The 19,997-nt window shown below is 70.0% G+C and carries 16 protein-coding genes, 2 tRNA genes and 1 pseudogene; 16 read left to right on the plus strand and 3 right to left on the minus strand.

All coding sequences use genetic code 11. The annotated features are described in order from the left end of the window. Nucleotides 1–16 precede the first annotated feature (16 nt). From GFH48_RS26500 to GFH48_RS26530, 7 genes and pseudogenes are all read left to right on the plus strand, one after another. Nucleotides 17–1,981, plus strand: coding sequence for a LytR C-terminal domain-containing protein (locus GFH48_RS26500; protein ID WP_153290646.1), 1,965 nt, complete (start codon nt 17–19; stop codon nt 1,979–1,981). A gap of 152 nt (nt 1,982–2,133) precedes the next feature. Beyond that, nucleotides 2,134–2,577: a ribosome silencing factor gene (gene rsfS / locus GFH48_RS26505; RefSeq protein WP_153290647.1), complete on the plus strand. Its 444-nt coding sequence runs from the start codon at nt 2,134–2,136 to the stop codon at nt 2,575–2,577. Further along, nucleotides 2,574–3,236, plus strand: a complete 663-nt coding sequence (locus GFH48_RS26510) for a histidine phosphatase family protein (protein WP_153290648.1) — start codon at nt 2,574–2,576, stop codon at nt 3,234–3,236. Before rsfS ends, GFH48_RS26510 begins: the two co-directional genes overlap by 4 nt. Before the next feature lie 116 nt (nt 3,237–3,352). After that, nucleotides 3,353–3,425 (plus strand) — tRNA-Ala (locus GFH48_RS26515). Between the two features lie 90 nt (nt 3,426–3,515). Continuing rightward, a pseudogene (locus GFH48_RS39330) lies at nt 3,516–3,668 on the plus strand (MFS transporter); the annotation flags it as partial. Between the two features lie 69 nt (nt 3,669–3,737). Beyond that, the gene (locus tag GFH48_RS26525) at nt 3,738–3,911 is read left to right on the plus strand and encodes a hypothetical protein (protein WP_153290649.1); all 174 of its coding nucleotides are present in this window, start codon (nt 3,738–3,740) and stop codon (nt 3,909–3,911) included. Nucleotides 3,912–3,914: 3 nt separating this feature from the next. Continuing rightward, a complete protein-coding gene (locus tag GFH48_RS26530) occupies nt 3,915–4,148 on the plus strand; it encodes a hypothetical protein (protein ID WP_010986886.1) in 234 nt (77 codons plus the stop codon). Here the strand turns inward: GFH48_RS26530 and GFH48_RS26535 are convergent. After that, nucleotides 4,117–5,301, minus strand: coding sequence for a glycosyltransferase 87 family protein (locus GFH48_RS26535; RefSeq protein ID WP_153290650.1), 1,185 nt, complete (start codon nt 5,299–5,301; stop codon nt 4,117–4,119). The genes GFH48_RS26530 and GFH48_RS26535 overlap by 32 nt on opposite strands. Before the next feature lie 122 nt (nt 5,302–5,423). Here GFH48_RS26535 and GFH48_RS26540 point away from each other — a divergent pair. Continuing rightward, nucleotides 5,424–5,496: transfer RNA gene (locus GFH48_RS26540), tRNA-Ala, on the plus strand. Nucleotides 5,497–5,593: 97 nt separating this feature from the next. On the opposite strand, the gene GFH48_RS26545 is transcribed toward GFH48_RS26540, so the two are convergent. Both GFH48_RS26545 and GFH48_RS26550 read right to left on the minus strand, forming a co-directional pair. Further along, nucleotides 5,594–7,213 carry an NADH-quinone oxidoreductase subunit NuoF family protein gene (locus GFH48_RS26545; protein WP_153290651.1) on the minus strand — a complete coding sequence of 540 codons (1,620 nt, stop codon included), beginning with the start codon at nt 7,211–7,213 and terminating at the stop codon, nt 5,594–5,596. Next, entirely contained in the window at nt 7,210–8,526 is a 1,317-nt protein-coding gene (locus tag GFH48_RS26550) for a cytochrome b/b6 domain-containing protein (protein WP_194280678.1), read from the minus strand. The genes GFH48_RS26545 and GFH48_RS26550 overlap by 4 nt, the downstream gene beginning before the upstream one ends. 414 nt (nt 8,527–8,940) lie before the next feature. On the opposite strand from GFH48_RS26550, the gene leuS reads away from it, so the two are divergent. The 8 genes from leuS to GFH48_RS26590 all read left to right on the plus strand — a co-directional run bounded on the left by leuS (nt 8,941) and on the right by GFH48_RS26590 (nt 19,882). Continuing rightward, nucleotides 8,941–11,847, plus strand: coding sequence for a leucine--tRNA ligase (leuS, locus tag GFH48_RS26555; RefSeq protein ID WP_153290653.1), 2,907 nt, complete (start codon nt 8,941–8,943; stop codon nt 11,845–11,847). Nucleotides 11,848–12,247: 400 nt separating this feature from the next. Then, nucleotides 12,248–12,970, plus strand: a complete 723-nt coding sequence (locus GFH48_RS26560; RefSeq protein ID WP_153290654.1) for a hypothetical protein — start codon at nt 12,248–12,250, stop codon at nt 12,968–12,970. Between the two features lie 68 nt (nt 12,971–13,038). Then, on the plus strand, nt 13,039–13,884 hold the full coding sequence (locus tag GFH48_RS26565; protein ID WP_153290655.1) for a DegV family protein: 846 nt from the start codon (nt 13,039–13,041) through the stop codon (nt 13,882–13,884). A 210-nt stretch (nt 13,885–14,094) separates the two neighbouring features. Further along, nucleotides 14,095–14,793, plus strand: coding sequence for a hypothetical protein (locus GFH48_RS26570; RefSeq protein ID WP_153290656.1), 699 nt, complete (start codon nt 14,095–14,097; stop codon nt 14,791–14,793). 131 nt (nt 14,794–14,924) lie between these two features. Then, complete coding sequence (locus GFH48_RS26575; protein WP_407698665.1) at nt 14,925–16,028, plus strand: tyrosine-type recombinase/integrase; 1,104 nt, start codon at nt 14,925–14,927, stop codon at nt 16,026–16,028. Beyond that, nucleotides 16,025–16,351 (plus strand): helix-turn-helix domain-containing protein, encoded by a 327-nt coding sequence (locus tag GFH48_RS26580; RefSeq protein WP_153290658.1) that lies wholly within the window; start codon nt 16,025–16,027, stop codon nt 16,349–16,351. Before GFH48_RS26575 ends, GFH48_RS26580 begins: the two co-directional genes overlap by 4 nt. Next, nucleotides 16,348–18,777, plus strand: a complete 2,430-nt coding sequence (locus tag GFH48_RS39335; protein ID WP_228120965.1) for a hypothetical protein — start codon at nt 16,348–16,350, stop codon at nt 18,775–18,777. The genes GFH48_RS26580 and GFH48_RS39335 overlap by 4 nt, the downstream gene beginning before the upstream one ends. Nucleotides 18,778–18,943: 166 nt before the next feature. Further along, nucleotides 18,944–19,882: a hypothetical protein gene (locus GFH48_RS26590; protein ID WP_153290659.1), complete on the plus strand. Its 939-nt coding sequence runs from the start codon at nt 18,944–18,946 to the stop codon at nt 19,880–19,882. Nucleotides 19,883–19,997: the final 115 nt, after the last annotated feature.

Raw genomic sequence — 19,997 nt, forward strand, 5'->3', positions numbered from 1 at the left:
GCCGAGAGGGGCACCGGTGAACGACCGATACGACGGATACACGGGCGGCGACCAGTACGAGCTCGTCGGCTACGACGAGTTCGGGCAGCCTGTGTACCGGCAGGTGCCGCCCCAGCCGTCCGGGCAGACCTACGACCCGTACGCGCAGCCCCAACAGCCGCAACAGGCCCAGGGCTACGGCTACGACCCGTACGCGAACGGCGGGACGGCCTACGACACCGGTCAGCAGCCGACGTCGTCCTACGACACCGGCCGGCAGCCGACGTCGTCCTACGACACAGGCCGGCAGCCCGCGTCCTCCTACGACACCGGTCAGCAGACCTCCGTCCCCGCGTACGACCCCTACGACCCCTACGGAGCCGGCGCGTCCGCTCCTGACGGGGCGGGCACGGCGTACGACTCCTACGGGCAGCAGGCCCCGACGTCCCAGACCCCCCGCACGGCGCACTCGGCCCCCACGACGCGGACCGAGCGCGGCGGACAGACCGGGCGGACGGGCCCGACGGGTCAGACACCTCAGCCGGGCCGGCCGGGGCAGACCGGCCGGGCGGTGCGGGACGGGCACGCCGGGTACGACGGGCAGACCCCGGGCGCGGCCGGTGCCACGAGCACCGGACAGCAGCCGCGGGTCGCCGAGCAGACCGCGTACATCCCGCAGCAGGCGGGCTCCACCGAGGACGGTGGGCCGCGCGCCGACCGGGACCACGGCACCGAGCAGTTCGCGTTCGTCGAGGAGCAGGAGGCCGAGTCCGAGGACGTCATCGACTGGCTGAAGTTCACCGAGAACCGCACCGAGCGCCGCGAGGAGGCCCGCCGCCGCGCCCGCGGCCGGATCGTCGCCCTGGTCGTGGTGTTCGCCCTCGTCGTGGTCGGCGGCGTCGGCTACCTCTGGTACGCGGGCAAGCTGCCCGGCACCACCGCGCACGACAAGCCCGCCGTGACGGCGGCGTCGAGCGCCCAGAACCGCGACGTGCTCGTCGTCCACCTGCACGACACGAAGGGCGGCGGCACCTCCACCGCGCTGCTCGTCGACAACACCACGACCAAGCAGGGCACCACCGTCCTGTTGCCCAACTCCCTTGCCCTGACCGGCGACGACGGTTCGACGACCACGCTCGCCAAGTCCGTCGACGACGACGGTTCCTCCGGGACCCAGGAGGCGATCGACACGGTGCTGGGGACCGACATCCAGGGCACCTGGCGCCTCGACACCCCCTACCTCAGCAACCTCGTCGAACTCGTCGGCAACATCGACATCACCACCAACACCGCCGTGCCCGACCCCGAGGCGAAGAAGAAGGGCGAGCCGCCCCTCGTGAAGAAGGGCGAGGACCAGACCCTCAGCGGCAAGACGGCCGTCGCCTACGCGACCTACCGGGCCCCCGGCGAGGCCCAGAACGCCCAGCTGGAGCGGTTCGGTCAGGTCATGCAGGGCGTGCTGCGCAAGCTGTCCTCCGACAAGCAGGCCGCGACGACCACCGTGCAGACCCTCGCGCAGATCCTCGACCCGCCGCTGACCGACCAGGACCTCGGTGTCTTCCTCGCCAAACTCGCCGACCTCGCCAAGGGCGGCGACTACAAGACGGCGCTGCTGCCCGTGCAGCAGGACGGCACCCTGAGCGAGAGCGCCACCGACAGTGTGGTCAAGGACGTGCTCGGTGGAACCGCGAAGAGCCCCGAGGCCGGCGCCGCCGTCCGCGTCGGCATCAAGAACGCCACCGGAGTGAAGTCCGCCACGGACAACGCCCGTGTCGTCCTGGTCAACGGCGGTTACACCTTCCTGGACTCCGGCACCGCCGCCGCGGCCGAGAGCGTGTCCCGGATCACGTACGCCGACGACGCCAAGAAGAACGACGCCGTCGAGGTCGCGAAGACCCTGGGCCTGCCGACCAGCTCCGTGAAGAAGGGCGGGGCGACGTCCAACGCGGACGTGTCCGTGGTCCTGGGCCAGGACTACAAGGTGAGCGCCCCCACCGGATGACCCCGCGTGATCGGCGGTGACGACCGGCGATCACGAGGTGTCCGCGGCCGTGCCCCGGGGCTCTCGGGGCACGACCGCGGAAACGCGTGGGGTGCCGTCGGCTGTCCGTGAGACCCTTGAGTCATTACTGACCGCCGACGGAAAGCCGCGTAGTGACCGCCACGGACCGCTCCATCGAGCTCATCAAGACCGCCGCACAGGCGGCCGCCGACAAGCTCGCGCACGACATCATCGCCTACGACGTCAGCGATGTGCTCTCGATCACCGACGCCTTCCTGCTGGCGTCCGCGCCCAACGACCGCCAGGTCAAGTCGATCGTCGACGAGATCGAGGAGCGCCTGAGCAAGGAGCTCGGCGTCAAGCCGGTCCGCCGCGAGGGCGACCGCGAGGCCCGCTGGGTGCTGCTCGACTACGTCGACATCGTCGTGCACGTCCAGCACAGCGAGGAGCGCGTCTTCTACGCCCTGGAGCGGCTCTGGAAGGACTGCCCGGAGCTGGACCTGCCGGCCGACGCCAAGGCCACCCGCGGCAAGACCGCCGAGCACGCCAAGCTGCAGGCCGAGGAGGACTCCGCCGAACTGGGAGAGCTGCGGTGACCGCCGAGGCCGGCAGGAAGCAGGGCCGGGGCCGCCGGGTCATCCTCTGGCGGCACGGCCAGACCTCCTGGAACGTGGAGAGCCGCTTCCAGGGCTCCACGGACGTGGAGCTCACCGAGACCGGCATCGGCCAGGCCCGGCGCGCCGCCCGGTTGCTCGCCTCGCTGGAGCCCGACGCGATCGTCGCCTCCGACCTGAGGCGCGCCGCCGCCACGGCCGCCGAGCTGGCCGAGCTCACCGGCCTCGACGTCACCCACGACGAAGCCCTGCGGGAGACCTACGCGGGCGTCTGGCAGGGGCTGACGCACGAGGAGATCCTCGGCCGGTACGGCGACGAGTACGCCGCGTGGAAGCGCGGCGAGCCCGTGCGCCGCGGCGGAGGCGAACTGGAGTCCGAGGTCGCCGACCGGGCCGCTCCCGTGGTGCTGCGACACGCCGACAAACTCCCCGAGGACGGCACGCTCGTGGTCGTCAGCCACGGCGGCACGATCCGTACGACCATCGGGCGTCTGCTCGGCCTGGAGTCACAGCACTGGGAGAGTCTCGGCGGCCTCTCCAACTGCTGCTGGTCCGTCCTCGGACGGGGCGCGCGGGGCTGGCGACTGCTGGAGCACAACGCCGGCACGCTGCCGGAGCCGGTGCTCGGAGACGACGACTGAGCGGTTCGGACGGCGCTCTGTCCGGTCCCGCGGAGCCGCCGGGACCGGATTTCACTTTCCGGCAGGTCGCAGGCTAAAGTTCTTCTTGTTCGCCCCGCAGGGCGGGAAGAACGCAAGGGGCTATAGCTCAGTTGGTAGAGCGCCTGCATGGCATGCAGGAGGTCAGGAGTTCAATTCTCCTTAGCTCCACAGATCGGCTCTTCCGAGTCGTCGAAGATCGGTGAACAGGATCCCGTCCCCTCCAGGGGGCGGGATTTTCTGTGTGTCCCGGACCGTCGTGCGGCCTTCGGCACACTCTTCTTGATCCGGCTTGAGTCACTTGGGCCTCCGGGGGCGTATACCTCTGCGGACGCGCTCCTCATGTGCACGTATGCGCTGGCCGCGACGGCTACGTCGGGTGCCGTGTCCGGACTGGTACGAAGGCGTCGCTGACCGTATTGCTCCGGCCGTGGCAGAATCAAACGGCCGGAAGGGGGCGCGGCCCGACGGGAGGGAGTAGCGATGCCTGCGAGCATCCTCGAGGAGGTCCACGATCTTCTCGAAGTGGCACCGAAACGTAGAAGAGCCACCCTCCTCGACTGTCCTTCCTGCGGATCCGTCCACATCGCCCAGGTCCTCGGCGACAACGGCGGGATCTCCTACGTGTGCACGGCCTGCGGCCACAGCTGGAGCTGATCGATGGGTGCACACAGGCGAAAGTGCGATTGGTGCGGCAGTGGTACGCCCATCGTCCGCGACATGGAACCGGTCAACCACGACTACCAGTACTGGTGCGAGGAGTGCGCGCGGGCGCTGATCATAAAAGGCGACCCGATCGAGACGTACCGCGAGCTGGAGGGCGAGCCGATCTACGGGCGGCTCCTCGACGAGCACTGCACGCTCAAGCGTTTCTACTCGTTCGCGACAGCCTGACCGCGAGGACGGCCAGGAAGACGCAACCGGCTGCCGCGTAGAGGGCCGACAGCGCCGACTGGACGCCGTTCTGGTGCAGTTCGAGCCTGCCCGGACCGTGCGGCACCCACCACAGCGCGTACGAGCAGAACACCAGGGCGGTGGCGACGGCGGACGTCCTCCCGCGCGTCGCGAGGAGCAGCGTCACCGGCACGCACCACACCCAGTGGTGCGACCACGACACCGGGCTGACCAGCAGTGCCGTCACCGCGCAGGCCGCCACCGCCCAGGCCCGCAGTCCACGCAGCTCCGCGGCCACGGCGACGGTGATTCCCAGCACCCCCGCCACGGCCGCCGCGGCGACCCACCAGAGGCCGGGGTGCGCGCTGTGCAGCAGGCGGGCCAGGACCCCGCGCAGCGACTGGTTCGCGGTGTCCTCCACCAGCCCGACCCGGCCCGCCTCGAAGACCATCCGGCTCCAGAAGCGCCACGAGTCGTACGGCAGGACGGCCGCCGCGAGCAGCGTCGCCCCGGTGAACGCGACGGCCGCCCCGCGCGCGTGGCGCAGCCGGGACCCGCCGCGGCCCCCGCGGGCGTGTTCCACGAGGCCGGCGGCCAGCAGGAACACCGCGAACAGCATCGGGGTCAGCTTGACCGCCGCGGCGATCCCGATGCCGGCCCCGGCCCAGCGCCGTACGGGCCGCCCGCTCAGGTCCCACAGCACCAGCACGCCGAGCAGCAGGTTCACCTGCCCGTAGCGCAGCGTCGTCCACACCGGCTCGCACCAGACGGCCGCCGCCGACGCCCACCACGCGCTCTTCGCGCGCGCGTGGCCGGCGAGTCGCAGCGAGAGCGACACGAACGCCACGAGAAGGGCCAGGTTCCCGGCCGTCGCCAGCGTCCGCAGGGCCGCCGGGTCCAGCAGGGTCAGCGGTGTGAACAGCAGGGCCGCGAACGGCGGGTACGTCGTGGGCAGATGGGCCTCGGTCGTGCGCAGCGCGTAGAGGTCGCCGCCCGCGCGTACGGTCGCGCCCTCCGCCCGGTACACCGTCAGGTCGATCATCGACACGTGCGCGGCCCGCTGCGCGCACCAGAAGGCGGCGAACGACAACAGGCATGTCCCCAGGGCGACGGACGCGTGGCGGCGGACGCGGGGGAGGGCGATCACGGTCACGGAGGCCGACACTATCCCGCATGTCCGTATTGTCCGAGCGGCGCGGAATCGATTTGGTGGTGCACGGGGAGGACCGTGTAATGTTGGCGTCGCCGCCGGGGAGACCGGGCGGAACAGCGCAAGGGGCTATAGCTCAGTTGGTAGAGCGCCTGCATGGCATGCAGGAGGTCAGGAGTTCAATTCTCCTTAGCTCCACAGAAGATGAAGGCGGGCCACCCGGACAGGGTGGCCCGCCTTCATCGTGTTCGGGGGCCGGCCACCCGATCGTCCGGGCGGCCGGCCCCCGTCGTGTTCAGCGGCCGCTGCCGAGCGCCCGGCGGCCCCGGCGCTGGGAGAGCACCGGCAGGTTGTTGCGGGCCGGCGCGGAGGACCTGGAGTCCTCCTCAAGGCGCAGGGCGAGCGCCGGGCAGCGGCGTACGGCACGCAGCGCCTTCGCCTCCGCGTACCGGGGGACCTGAGCCTGCGCGACGGTGGGGAAGCCGTCCGCGCCGAGCTCGAAGACCTCGGGCAGGATGTCCGCGCACAGGCCGTGCCCGCGGCACAGCGTCCAGTCGACGTAGATCTTCTGGCGGCTGGGGCCCGCCTCCTCCTGCGCCTGGCCGCCCGGGATGCCCGTCGGGGTCTGCCCGCCCTCGAAGAGCGGCAGAACGCCCTCCACGGGCCTTCCACAGCCGTTTCCGAGGACGTGCGCGGCGAGGTCGTCGGTGAACGCCTTGATCGTCGACTCGATGAACATCGCCGAGCCGTCCGGGTGGGAGCAGGCACCGCGTCGCTTCACGGCCTTGGCGACCTGCTTCACGGCCTCCAGGGCGGCCGGACCGCCGCCGTTGAGGATGTCCTCCAGACCGCGCGCCGCGGCGGGCAGGCCGAGGTAGCAGGGACCGCACTGTCCCGCGCTCTCCTCGGCCAGCCACTGCGCCACGCGGAGCGACTCGCCCAGCGGGCACGTCTCCTGGGTGATCGGGAGGATCGCGCCGGCGCCGAGCGATCCGCCCACGGCGTCCAGGGAGTTGCGGGAGACGATCGCCTCGTTGACCGTCGCCGCGTCCAGCCACTTGCCGTGGTACCCGCCGGTCAGCACGCCCTGCGGTACGGGCGGGGCACCGGCGAGCTGGAGCACGTACCGCAGCGGTACGCCGGTCGGAACCTCGATCACCATGGGGCGCGCGACCGCGCCGGAGACGGTGAGCATGACGGTGCCGGGCTCGTCGTACAGGCCGGTGTTGCGGTAGCGGTCGGGGCCGATGCGGGCGGCGATGGCCAGCTGCGCGAACGTCTCGGCGTTCGACAGCAGCGTGGGCGCGCCGCCGACCCCGGTCTGCGACGCGCTGATCTTGCGGCCGGGCGGGATGGCCGGGCCGCCGTCGATGGAGCGGACGAGCGAGGCCGCCGCCCCGGTCACCATGCGGACCGGATTGCGCTGCACGCGCGCGCGAAGCGGCGATCCGCGCCGGTCGCTCAGGCCGCGCTCGGCCAGCGCGGCCTCCATGGACCGCTGGGTGGACTCACGCGTCACGCCGATGACCAGGGTGCGCGCGCCCATGGCCTCCGCGGCGAGCAGGGCTCCGTCCAGGATGAGGTGCGGGGCACGGTTGATGAGGACCGTGTCCTTGCGGCAGGCGGGTTCGTCCTCGCTTCCGTTGACGACCACCACGGGCCGGATGCCCTTGCTGATGGCCGACTCGGCGACCGAGCGCAGTTTCTTGGCGAAGGGGAAGCCCGCGCCGCCGCGGCCCTTCAGGCCGATCGCCTCGGCGAGGCCGGCCAGCTGTTCACCGCCCATCGGCTCGAGCGGCCCGTGCACCTTGAGGTGCATGGGCAGGTCGAGCCGTTCAACCAGGTCGAAACCCGACGTGAGCTGCGGAAGTCCGACGACGCGGACCTCCGGGACGTCGGGCAGGGCCTCGTTCACTTAAAGCCTCCGGAAGGGGCGTTCCATGGTTCACCGGAGCCAGGAGCGTCGAAGGCACCCGGCAGTACGTCAGGCGTGGGACCGCTGTCGTACGTGTCGTTGGTGTTGTACGTGCGGAAGGCGGGGTTCGTCTCACCGGTGTCGTACACATCACTCGTGCCGTAGCCGGCCGTGGTCGAATTGTCGTAGACGGGGATGCTGTATCCCGTGTCGGCGAGCGGGTCGTACGCGGAGCGGGGCGCTTCGCCGACCGGCGGCGGGGAGGGGACGGGCCAACTCCCCGACGGGCTGCTGCCGTCGGGGCGCGGGTACGCCTCCGTGGGCTGCTGTGTGTTCACCGGCATCTGGAAGCGCTCGGTCGGCGCGGCCCCCGCGGGATTCGCGCCGGGCGTTCCCGACATGGCCCGGTAGGCGGCCGCGAAACCGGGCGTCCCGCCCGCGGCGGGGTCCGCCGGGGTCTGGTAGAGCGACTGTCCGGGGCCCGGGGCGCGCTGCGGCGGCACGAAGGAGTCTCCCGCGGACTGCTGGGCGGGGCGCGGCGCGAAGCCCGGCGCGGTGTTCTCGGCCAGGGAGGCGCGGGATGCCGTGAGCCGCTCCTCGCGCGCCATCCGGGCGCCGAAGCCGTTGCCCTCGCCGAGGAGCGCGAGGAACCGGTCGGCGATCCTGCGCTTGTAGGGGGCGGGCGCCGCGCGCAGGGCGAGCGCGGCCATGACCGCGACCAGGCACAGGCTGTACAGGATCGTGAAGATCGGCTTCGCCTGTCGACCCGCGTAGAGGCCGTGGATCAGCGCGGAGCACCAGGCCGGGTAGGCCAGCATGTGCATCGCGCGCCAGCGGGATGCGACCGGGGCGGGGGACGCGAAGGCGCCGCGCAGCGCGCCGGTGACGGCCGTGAAGATCATGAGCAGTCCGGCCAGGGAGCCGAAGCCGATGAGTCCGGCCGTCCCGGACACGCCGAGGCTGAAGGGGATCAGCGCGGCGATCAGCACGGTGTGGTCGAGCGCCAGCTTGACCGTGATGTGCAGCAGCAGGAAGGCGACCGAGGACACGGCGGTCGTGCGGTGCACCGCCTGCGCCACCAGGCGCTGGCGGGTGTTGAGGAACAGCCGGTCGGTCGCCACCAGCCCCCAGATGACGGAGCAGGAGAGGGCGACCAGCGACAGCACGCCGGCGCCGAAGTTGAGGAAGTCCCGGACTCCGTTGCCTCCTGCCAGTACGACCACGGGTATGAGAAGCAGAATGACAGCGGTGGCCACTCCATAGGCGGAGCGGCCTGGGCGGGGAAGAGTGCTGCCATTACGACGAGGGTTCATAGGGGGGTTACTCCCAACGGTTCGGGGAAGCGGTCCCGAAGCCGCACTCTAGGTCGAGTCCCTCCTGAGGGATACGAGATTGAGTTATTACGTTGTTATCAAAGGGCCTCCAGGGCCTTGTGTTGTCCCTTAGGGTCCGTTACGCGAAGTAATATTTGAATATTGTTCAGTTTTTTGGCGTGATCGTGACTGTCGCACGGCGTGTCGCGTGCCCCGGAAGCCCGTCGCGACGCGCGCGGGTGCTGCGGTACCCTGACGCCATGCGTGCCGTACGCCTTCTGCTTAGCGAGCCGCGCTGATCAGTCCCGACCACTGACGACCCGTGGTCGGAATCGGCGCGGCTTCCCCTCCTGTGCGAGGGGATTTTTCATTTCTGAGCCGCTGGCAGAGACGATCGATGGAGCTTTGAGGATCATGAGCGAGACGAACCCCGCTGCCGCCTCCGAGGTGGCAGCGCCGCACCGCTACACGGCCGCGATGGCCGCGGAGATCGAAGCACGCTGGCAGGACTTCTGGGACGCCGAGGGCACGTACGAGGCGCCGAACCCCAGTGGTGACCTGGCGGGCGATCCCGAGCTGGTCGCGAAGCCCAAGAAGTTCATCATGGACATGTTCCCCTACCCCTCCGGTGCGGGCCTGCACGTGGGCCACCCGCTGGGCTACATCGCCACCGACGTGTTCGCCCGCTTCCAGCGGATGACCGGTCACAACGTCCTGCACACCCTGGGCTTCGACGCCTTCGGCCTGCCCGCCGAGCAGTACGCCGTGCAGACCGGCACGCACCCGCGCGCGTCCACCGAGGCCAACATGGAGAACATGAAGGTCCAGCTGCGCGCGCTGGGCCTGGGCCACGACAAGCGCCGGTCGTTCGCCACGATCGACCCGGAGTACTACAAGTGGACCCAGTGGATCTTCCTGCAGATCTTCAACTCCTGGTACGACGACGAGGCCGGCAAGGCCCGTCCGATCTCCGCGCTGATCGCCCAGTTCGAGAGCGGTGACCGGGCCGTCTCGGGCGCTGACGGCACCACGCGCGCGTGGAACGAGCTGACCGCCGTCGAGCGCGCCGACACCCTGAGCGAGTACCGGCTGGCCTACGCCTCCGACGCGCCCGTCAACTGGTGCCCCGGGCTGGGCACCGTACTGGCCAACGAGGAGGTCACCGCGGACGGCCGCTCGGAGCGCGGCAACTTCCCGGTCTTCAAGGCCAAGCTGCGGCAGTGGAACATGCGGATCACCGCGTACGCCGACCGCCTGCTGGACGACCTGGAAGTGCTGGACTGGCCCGAGGCCATCAAGCTGCAGCAGCGCAACTGGATCGGCCGCTCCGAGGGCGCCCGCGTCGACTTCCCCGTCGACGGCGACGCCATCACGGTCTTCACCACGCGTCAGGACACCCTGTTCGGCGCCACCTACATGGTGCTGGCCCCCGAGCACCCGCTGGTCGACAAGTTCGTCCCGGCGGCCTGGCCCGAGAACACCCACGAGGTGTGGACCGGCGCTCACGCCACCCCCGCCGAGGCCGTCGCCGCCTACCGCGCGCAGGCCGCGTCGAAGTCGGACGTCGAGCGTCAGGCCGAGGCCAAGGACAAGACCGGCGTCTTCACCGGCGTGTACGCCACCAACCCGGTCAGCGGCGAGCGGATCCCCGTCTTCATCGCCGACTACGTGCTGATGGGCTACGGCACCGGCGCCATCATGGCCGTCCCGGCGCACGACACCCGCGACTTCGCGTTCGCGCGCGCCTTCGAGCTGCCGATGCGCTGCGTCGTCGAGCCGAGCGACGAGCGAGGTACCGACCCCTCGACATGGGACGACGCCTTCGCCTCGTACGACGCGAAGATCGTCAACTCCGCGGGCGCCGAGGTCTCCCTGGACGGCCTGGGTGTCGTCGAGGCCAAGGCGCGCATCACCGAGTGGCTGGCCCGCCGGGGCATCGGCGAGGGCACCGTCAACTTCCGCCTGCGCGACTGGCTGTTCAGCCGCCAGCGCTACTGGGGCGAGCCCTTCCCGATCGTGTACGACGAGGACGGGGTCGCCCACCCGCTGCCCGAGTCGATGCTGCCCCTGGAGCTGCCGGAGGTCGAGGACTACTCACCGCGCACCTTCGACCCGGACGACGCGAACACCTCCCCGGAGACGCCGCTGTCCCGCAACGAGGACTGGGTCGACGTCACCCTGGACCTGGGCGACGGCCGAGGCCCGCGGAAGTACCGGCGCGAGACCAACACCATGCCCAACTGGGCCGGTTCCTGCTGGTACGAACTGCGCTACCTGGACCCGCACAACGACCGGAAGCTGGTCGACCCGGGCATCGAGCAGTACTGGATGGGCCCGCGCGAGGGGCAGCCCACCGGCGGGGTCGACCTGTACGTCGGCGGCGCCGAGCACGCCGTGCTGCACCTGCTGTACGCGCGCTTCTGGTCGAAGGTCCTGTTCGACCTGGGCCACGTCTCCTCGGCCGAGCCGTTCCACAAGCTGTTCAACCAGGGCATGATCCAGGCCTTCGTGTACCGCGACAGCCGTGGCATCGCCGTGCCGGCCGCCGAGGTGGAGGAGCGCGACGGCGCGTACTACCACCAGGGCGAGAAGGTCTCCCGGCTGCTGGGCAAGATGGGCAAGTCCCTGAAGAACGCGGTCACTCCGGACGAGATCTGCGACGAGTACGGCGCGGACACGCTGCGCCTGTACGAGATGGCGATGGGTCCCCTGGACGTGTCGCGACCGTGGGACACGCGCGCGGTGGTCGGCCAGTACCGGCTGCTGCAGCGCCTGTGGCGCAACGTCGTCGACGAGACCACCGGTGCCGTCACCGTCGTCGAGGACGGCACGGCCGGCGCGGCCGGTGCGGACGAGGACACGCTGCGGGTCCTGCACAAGGCGATCGACGGCGTGCGCCAGGACCTGGAAGGTCTGCGTTTCAACACGGCGATCGCCAAGGTCACCGAGCTGAACAACCACCTGACCAAGTCGGGCGGCCCGGTGTCGCGCACGGTCGCCGAGTCCCTGGTGCTGCTGATCGCGCCGCTGGCGCCGCACATCGCCGAGGAACTGTGGCGCAAGCTGGGCCACTCGGACTCGGTGGTGCACCAGGACTTCCCGGTGGCCGATCCGGCGTACGTCGTGGACGAGGCCGTGACCTGCGTCGTGCAGATCAAGGGGAAGGTCAAGGCGCGCCTGGAGGTCTCCCCGTCGATCTCCGACGCCGATCTGGAGAAGATCGCGCTGGCCGACGAGAAGGTCGTCGCGGCGCTGGACGGCGCGGGCATCCGCAAGGTGATCGTGCGGGCGCCGAAGCTGGTGAACATCGTCACCGCCTAGCTGGGGCTGGCGGTTTCGCGCGCGAGCGGCTCGCGGGGTCCGTGGCGGTCCTCGACGGGGGCTGTGGCGTGGTCCGTAGCGGTCCATGGTGGTCGGTGCCGTGGTCCATGGTGTCCGGGGTGGAGTTCGTGGCGTGGTCCATGGCGGTCTCGCCCGGACCTGCGGGCGTCTGCGGCCGGGTCTGCGGCCGGGCCGGCGCCCGGACCTGCGGCCGGGTCCGCGCGTGAGTGCGCGCGGGGTCTTTCGGCGCTCCGGCCGCTTTCGGGCCGGGGCGTCGGGGTAGTCCCCTACGGGCAGGTTCGGGGTTCTTCCGGAACTCCGGACCTGCCCGTTGCGTTTACCGTTGAAGAGCGTCGCGGCAGCCGCCGCGGCCTTCGGGAGGAGGAGCGTGGTGGAAACCGTGATCGCAGTGATCGCTCTGCTCTTCCTGCTGTTCGTGGTCCTGGGCGCCTACGCCACGGTGAAGGTGATCGGCGCCGCCAAGCGCGGCGTGGACCGCACGATCTCGCAGGCCCGCCGCACGGTCGAGGACAGCACCCTGCGCGCCAAGACCTTCACCCAGTTCGGCCCGGCCGGCGAGATCGCCCAGCTGCGGCTGAAGCTGCGCACCTCGATGCGGGCCACGCAGGACGCGCTGCACGCGGGCGTGGGTGAGGACGAGTCCCTGAAGGAGTCACTGGCGCTCTTCGAGCGGCTCAGCGCGCACGGGCGGGAGCTGGACGACGAGCTCAAGCGCCTGGAGACGGAGCCGGACAAGGGCACCCTGGCCACGCGGCTGCCCGGACTGCGCGAGCGCACCGAGCGGATCACCGGGTCCGCCGACTCACTGCGCTGGGCCGCGCGGGACCGCGCGCGCCGGTTCGCCGAGGACGACCTGGACTCGCTGAGCGCGCAGATCGACGTCGAGGCGGGCGCGCTGCGGCACTGGACGACCGAGCCGAAACCCACGTCCTCCTGGCCCGAGGCACCGGCTCCGGAGGCGAACGCTTCCGGCGGCCAGACCTGGCCGGGGCCTCCTCGGTCGCGCCCGGCCGAGGAGCCGACGCGCTCCGCCATCACACCGCCGGGGCCGCGTCCCACCTACCCCTGGCAGAAGAAGCCCCGCCCCGAGAGCACGACTTGACCCGACCTGGAGCCCAGGTGAGAGGGCCGGGCTGCCGTCCGGACGCCCCGGCGGGTAACCTCCAGCTCATGTCCCGCCATGTCGCGATCGTCACCGATTCAACGGCCTACCTGCCGCCCCGGACGATGGAGCGCCACGGCATCACCGCGGTGCCCCTGACCGTGGTCCTCGGCGACCAGGCCCTCGAAGAAGGCACCGAGATCTCGGCCCGTTCCCTGGCCCAGGCCCTCCAGAAGCGGCGCCCCGTCACCACGTCCCGGCCCAGCCCCGAGGTCTTCGCCGCCACCTACCGCGCGATCGCCGAGTCGGGTGCGACCGGCATCGTCTCCCTCCATCTGTCCGCCGAGTTCTCCGGCACCTACGACGCCGCGGTCCTCGCGGCACGTGAGGCTCCCCTGCCCGTGCGCGTGGTGGACACGGGGATGGTCGCGATGGCCCTCGGATTCTGCGCGCTCGCCGCGGCCCGGTCCGCGGAGGCGGGGGGCACCGTCGACGAGGCCGTCACGGCCGCGGAGAAGCGGGCCGCGGGCACCTCCACGTATTTCTACGTCGACACCCTCGACTATCTGCGCCGCGGCGGCCGTATCGGGGCCGCACAGGCGCTGCTCGGCTCCGCGCTCGCGGTGAAGCCGCTGCTGCAACTGGACGGCGGCCGCATCGAACTGCTGGAGAAGGTGCGCACGGCCTCCAAGGCGATCGCCCGGCTGGAGGAGATCGTGGCCGAGCGCGCGGGCAGCGCCCAGGTCGACATCGCTGTCCACCACCTGGCCGCCCCCGAGCGGGCGTCCGCCCTCGCGGACCGGTTGCGGGCGCGGGTGCCGGGGCTGGCCGATCTGCATGTGAGCGAGGTGGGGGCGGTGATCGGGGCGCACACCGGGCCCGGGTTGCTGGGGGCGGTCATCTCGCCTCGGTGAGGGCGGGAAAACCGCTGAACGGATGGGGCCGGCCGGGCAGGCAGGGCAGGCCGGGTCGATCGTGCCGGCCGTGCTGGGTATGTGTGCGGCTCCGGGTATGCCATGCCTGCTGTGACTCCCACGGGTGACCGGGTTGTCCACAACCCGCCGTTGGTCCACCGGAATTGAGCAAGATCATCGCGAGATGACGAAGTGTCGGATCCTCGACGCATGGCACTTCGATCACGCTCACGCACCGCCACACCGACCAGTGGGCCGGGGCGCGGTCCCGTCTCCGACGGCCGCACCCGGCACGGCCGTTCCCACCACCGCCGTCCCCATCCGCGAAGCCGCTCCGGTGCCGAGGCCCGGCGCCACGACGCCCCGGCCGAGGCGTTCCGTCTGCGCGCGCGGGCGCTCTTCCCCGCATCGGGCCGGAAGGAAGGGGAGTCGGGGCACGGGCCGCCGGGGGTGGACCAGGACGTGGGCGCCCCCAGGGCGAGAACCTCGACGGGGCTCGGGGCCGCCAGGGGCTGGGGTGGGGACCGGGTCCCTCGGGGCGACGACGGCAGTGACGGCCCCTCGCCCGACGAGCCCGCAGTCCGAGTGGCGGCTCCGGCGCCGGACACGGACGACCCCGCGGGCACCGGCGTTCCCACGAGCGGCGCCGCGGCCGAGTGGCGACAGCGGGCCGGGCTCGCCGCACGCGAGCGGATGCCGCTGTGGCTGCAGTCGAGGTGCGGCCTGGAGCGCCGGAGCGTGGCGGCGCTCGGTGTCCTGCTCGTCATCGCCGCGGTCTTCGCCGTGCAGCACTTCTGGGCGGGCAGGGCGCAGCCGGTGCGCGCTGACCCCGGGGAATTGCATCCGATGCACGATCGCCCGCTGGTGCCTGGCCCTGAACTGCGGGAAGTGTACCGGCTGGCCGCCTGACGTCCATCCAAGCTCATCGCGGCCCTGACCTGCGAGTTTGTTTGGAAGCATTCGTTAGATGCATGATTCCATCCTTTAGTGAGAGAGGGTGGGGAGTGTCCGACGGTACGAGGGAAGTACATGGGGCCGCTGTGCTGGAGCTGGTCTCGGGGGTACATCTGCTGCACCCCGAGGACGCCGTACTCGACGCGATGCTGTCGGGTTGGGCACGGCAGCAGGTGGGGGGCCGGGGGCTCCAGCCGGGGACTGTCGATGGCCGGCGACGCGTCGTCGAGACCTTCGGGGACTTCACGAATGAGTACCCGTGGAAGTGGACGGCCGCGCACATCGACGAGTGGATGGCGGACTTGGTGATGCGACACAACCGCGCCAAGTCGACGCTCCGCAACTACCAGGGGGCCGTGAGCTTGTTCATGGACTACCTCCTCAACCCGGTCTACGGGTGGGTGGAGGTCTGTCTGGAACGGTTCGGCACGCATCCGACGCCGATCCTTCATGACGGCAATCGGCGCGAACACCTCGTGGACTACGAGGGAGGCGAAGAGCGCCGGCCGATGACGCGGGAGGAGTGCCAGCTCCTCTTCGATCACATCGATGACCGGGTGGACCGGATGATCAAGCGAGGCCGAAAGGGGGCCCTGACCGCCTACAGGGATTCCACCTTGTTCAAGACGATCTACGGCTGGGGTCTGCGGGCTTCGGAGGTGTCCGGCCTGGACATGGTGGACCTCTACCGGAACGCGAAGGCTCCGCAGTTCGGCCGGTACGGCATGGTGCACGTCCGCAAGGCCAAGGGCACCAAGGGCTCCGGCCCGCGGCGGCGGAACGTCGCCAGCATTATGCCGTGGGCGGTGGAGTCCCTGGAGGACTACGTCGTCAACGGCCGTCCCCGCTACGGATTCCCGACGCACCCGGCTTTGTGGTTGACCGAACGTGGCGGCCGGCTGCGGACGCGCGAGATCGAGGACCGGTTCGCTCTCTACCGCGATGAGCTGGGGCTCTCGGAGGAACTGGTGCCGCACTGCCTGCGGCATTCGTACGTCACGCACAACATCGAGGACGGCGTCGACCCGAAGTTCATCCAGGAACAGGTTGGCCACCTCTACGCGTCCACGACCGCTCTCTACACCGCGGTCAGCGACGATTTCGCCAACACGATGATGCTCAAGGCCATCGACCTGGCCTTCGACAACGACCCCGGGCAGCGGGCCCTGGAACGGAGTGGACAGCGGTGACGGCGAAGCTCGACTACAAGTGGCACCTGCGCGAGGTCATGGCCACGAAGGGCATGTTCTCCACCACCGACCTGCGGTCTCCGCTGGCCGAGCGGGGCATCGATCTGTCCGCCAGCCAGATTTACCGGCTGGTGGTGGAGGTCCCGGAACGGCTCAACCTCAAGGTCCTGATGTCCTTGTTGGACATCCTCGACTGCTCGATGGACGAGCTGATCGAGCCGGTCGCCGCAGGCAGGCCGAGGGCGAAGAAGGCCGCGGACGGCACTGAGACCACCGGTGTCGGCGACTTCCGGCCCAAGCGGGCTCGGGTCACCCGGTCGTGAACGCTTCTGCCCAAGCCGCCGTCGACCCGCATGCGGTGATCCGTCAGTTGGTCGCCGTCGTTGAACCCGATCTTCCGCCGGATGCCGTTCAGGCCGCGATGGCCCGGGCGGTTCGGTCCAAGGCAGCCGCCGTCCGCCTGGCCAAAGTTCTCGAAGGCGATCCCGGGCTGCTGACCTCGGGTCGGGCCGAAGGCCCGGCCTCGGTCGAACGCCTGATCCGTCTTCTGCAAGAGGGCGGCGCCGTCCACGTTGTCCGCCCGCCCTGCGCGCGATGCGGCAGGCTGGCGCCGCTGACGAGCACCCAGGAGTCCGGGCTGCGGATCTGTTCCTCATGCAGCAACTACCGGACGAGGGCGAAGGGCTGGGCCTGCGTCGCCTGCGGTAACGGCGAGACCCCGCGCTACGGTCTGGACCGCTTCGGTCGTGAGGTTTGCCGCTTCTGCTTCAAGGGCGACTGCACCGAGGACCCGGCTGCCGACCTGTTGAGTCACCTGTCCGGCGTCGGGCTCGACAGGACTGTGCTCCAGACGGTGATCACCGAGGTCACCGGGGGGAAGGCCACGGTCGCCCGCCGTCTGCTCTGGGACCTTCAGAACCAACCGGGCCTTCTGGCCGGTCAGGTTCCCCACCGCTCGCCGCGGACCTTGCTGCTGGCCGACCGGCTGCACCAGGCGGGAGCCGAGAGCGTTCCGGCGCCGAAGTGCCCGCACTGCGACCGCGCGGTTCCATTGACGCACTCGATCAAGCGGATGCGGGTCTGCGGGAGTTGTTACAACCGCTCGAAGGCCGAGTCCTGCAAGTGGTGCGGGCGCCATCGCCCGGTCGCCGGCCGCGACGACGCGGGCGCCCCGATCTGCGTCACCTGCCGCCGAGAGGAGCCCGCTTACCGGGAGACATGCGGTGTCTGCGGTCGGCTCGACGCCGTGGCCGCCCGCACCGGCGACGGGCCGCTCTGCGCTGTCTGCCTCAAACCGCCGGTCGTCCAGTGCGGTTCCTGCGGTAAGCTCCGCGGCTGCCTCTTCGCCAAGACCGACTCGCCTCGCTGCCGGACATGTTCCCGCAGGCTGGAGCCCTGCACCGACTGCGGGACCCCCTCCCGCGTTACCGCCAGAACGGTACGGGGACCGATCTGCGAGAACTGCTGGGAGATGGCCCCCGAAGCCCAAAGGCCCTGCCAGCAGTGCGGCACGGTCGAGCGGTTGTTCCACTTCGGCCTCTGCCGCAGATGCGCAGGGGAACGACAGCTGCGGACGCTGCTGACACCGCCCGACGGCAAACGCCGCCCCGAACTCGACAAGGTCGCGGCCGCGCTGTTGGACCTCAACCCCCGCCGGACCCTGCTTTATCTGCGGGAGTCGGCCACCGCTACCCGTCTCGTCACCGACCTCGCCGCCGGCACCTGCGACCTCAGCCACGAAGCCCTCGACGCTCGCATGAGCCACCAGCGAGACCTAGCTGTCGACTACTTCCGGGCCGTCCTGGTCTCCGCCGGCATCCTCCCGGTCCGGGACGAGTACATGGCCCGGCTGGAGCGATGGATCGAGCAGAGGACCGCAACCATCGACGATCCGGAGGACCGCCGCCTGATCACCGCGTTCGCCCGATGGGACCGCATCGCCCACATCCGGCGACGAGCCCGCGGCAAACCGATCTCCGCCCACACCAACGACGTCGCCCAGACGCAGATAGCCAAGGCCATCACCTTCCTGAACTGGATCAAGAGCCAGGGCGACACCCTGGCAACCTGCCGACAGCCCCTCATCGACCTCTGGCTCACCTCGGAAAACCACCAAGGCCCCTACGCAGCAGCGCCGTTCGTCCGCTGGGCAGTCCGCAGCAAGTTCGCCTCCGGGATCAGCATCCCGGCCCGGCCGCGGCGGATCTTTCACCTCCCGCTGGACGCCGACGAACGCTGGGCGACCGCCCGGCGGCTCTTGAATGACGACTCCATCGAGACGAGAGACCGCGTCGCTGGGCTCTTGGTCGTGCTCTATGGCCAGTTCCCCGCGAGAAGCTGCCGGTTGACCACGGCACACGTCATTCACGACGAGAACGGAGTGGCTCTCCGCCTCCACAGGACTCCGCTGAGGCTGCCGCAGCCCCTCGACGGCCTGGTCCTCCAACTCGTTGACATCTCCCGCGACCACGAGCGCACGGTGATGTCGAATGAGCACAACGCGCCCTGGATCTTCCCGTCCTTGCAGATGCCCGGTCGGCCCGTGACCAGCAAACAACTCACCCGACGCCTCCGCGACATCGGACTTCCTGCCGAAGCTGGACGATGCGCGGCCCTGCTCGACCTCTGCACGCAGATGCCCGCAGCCGTCCTTCACCGCCTGCTCGGGATCAGTCCACAGGCTGCCGAACGCTGGTCGGCCGGGGCCGTCAGGACAACCTACGCAGCCGAGGTGGCCAGTCGATCGTGACTACGCCCTGCTTGCCTGACTGGCAACGCAGACGCAGGTCTCCTCCGGTGGTGGACTGAGACCCGCCCATCTACAGCCCGCCCCTGGAATTCCGGGGGCGTTCACGTCCGGACCGGGTCTATGAATTCGATCGCACCTGTAGTACAAGGCGGCTAATGTCCTGTTCATGAACGATTCGCTCTCGTCCGAGAGTTTCTTTCAGGGCGCCAAGAAGGCCGCCCACAGAGCCATGGACGACCATGGCCGCCCGGAGTACGACGAGTTCGCCCTCCACGCTGGTGTGGCCGTTGAGAAGCTGGCCAAGGCAGTCCTTGTCTCGAAGAACCCGGTCTACATCGCGGAGATCCGCAACAACAGCGCGGACATGGTGCTGCACGTCGGTGGACACCTCCAGTTGGACGAGGAGAGGGTTCGCACCGTCGGGGCCTCGGAAGCTATCAAGCGACTCCAGAAGATCGGCGTGCTCCAGAAGGACTCCCAGCTCGACCTGCTGATCGAGATGCGCAACGGAGCAGCTCACACTTCTCCAGACAGCGTCCTGGCGAAGGGGATGATTTCTCCCCTCGCCCGGACGATCGAGACGCTACTGAACGATCTCGGCAAACCGCTGGACGAGTTCTGGGGGCGGTGGACGAACGCGGTCAAGAACGCTGTGAACGAGCAGGAGGACCAGGTCTTCCGCGACGTTCAGCTGCGTATTACTCAGGCTCGGCATGCGTTCGAGGACCGGTTCGTAGGTCTCCCGGCGGAGGTCAAGGAAGGCGCACTCAAGGCGCCACAGCCCCGCAAGGAGGAGTGGTTCGTCAAGCCGATGGAGATCAGGGACGGCGACATGCTCGTACTGAAGACCTCGGGCGGCGACTGTCCCGCCTGCGGCGGGCAGGGTCTCCTCACCTTCGAACCCGTCCGCCATACGGCTACGGAGACAACGTTCACCGCGAACGGCTTTGGCTGCTATCTGTGCAACTTCGAGGTGAGCGGTCCGGATGAGATGGCTGCCTTGCGGAAGGCCAACACCCCCGGACTGATGGCCACGGTGTCTGTCTCCCACGGCCCCACCCTCACCCCGGAGGAGATCAAGATGGGCGAGACGCAGGCAGGCTGATCTCCGCGTCGAGGCTCCGGCTCCCCGGGCGGAGCCTTTCCCATGTTCTGAACTGCGCTGACCCTTCCTGCGCCCACCCCGTATGGACGTCCTTCTGATACCTGAGTTGCTCAGG

The sequence above is a fragment of the Streptomyces fagopyri genome (genome assembly GCF_009498275.1).
Taxonomy (GTDB): domain Bacteria; phylum Actinomycetota; class Actinomycetes; order Streptomycetales; family Streptomycetaceae; genus Streptomyces; species Streptomyces fagopyri.

Coding starts and splice junctions, on each gene's coding strand:
- GFH48_RS26525 (WP_153290649.1), top strand. CDS start 3,738: ATGCCTGCGAGCATCCTCGAGGAGGTCCACGATCTTCTCGAAGTGGCA.
- GFH48_RS26530 (WP_010986886.1), top strand. CDS start 3,915: ATGGGTGCACACAGGCGAAAGTGCGATTGGTGCGGCAGTGGTACGCCC.
- GFH48_RS26550 (WP_194280678.1), bottom strand. CDS start 8,526: ATGAACCCTCGTCGTAATGGCAGCACTCTTCCCCGCCCAGGCCGCTCC.
- leuS (WP_153290653.1), top strand. CDS start 8,941: ATGAGCGAGACGAACCCCGCTGCCGCCTCCGAGGTGGCAGCGCCGCAC.
- GFH48_RS26565 (WP_153290655.1), top strand. CDS start 13,039: ATGTCCCGCCATGTCGCGATCGTCACCGATTCAACGGCCTACCTGCCG.
- GFH48_RS26570 (WP_153290656.1), top strand. CDS start 14,095: ATGGCACTTCGATCACGCTCACGCACCGCCACACCGACCAGTGGGCCG.
- GFH48_RS26590 (WP_153290659.1), top strand. CDS start 18,944: ATGAACGATTCGCTCTCGTCCGAGAGTTTCTTTCAGGGCGCCAAGAAG.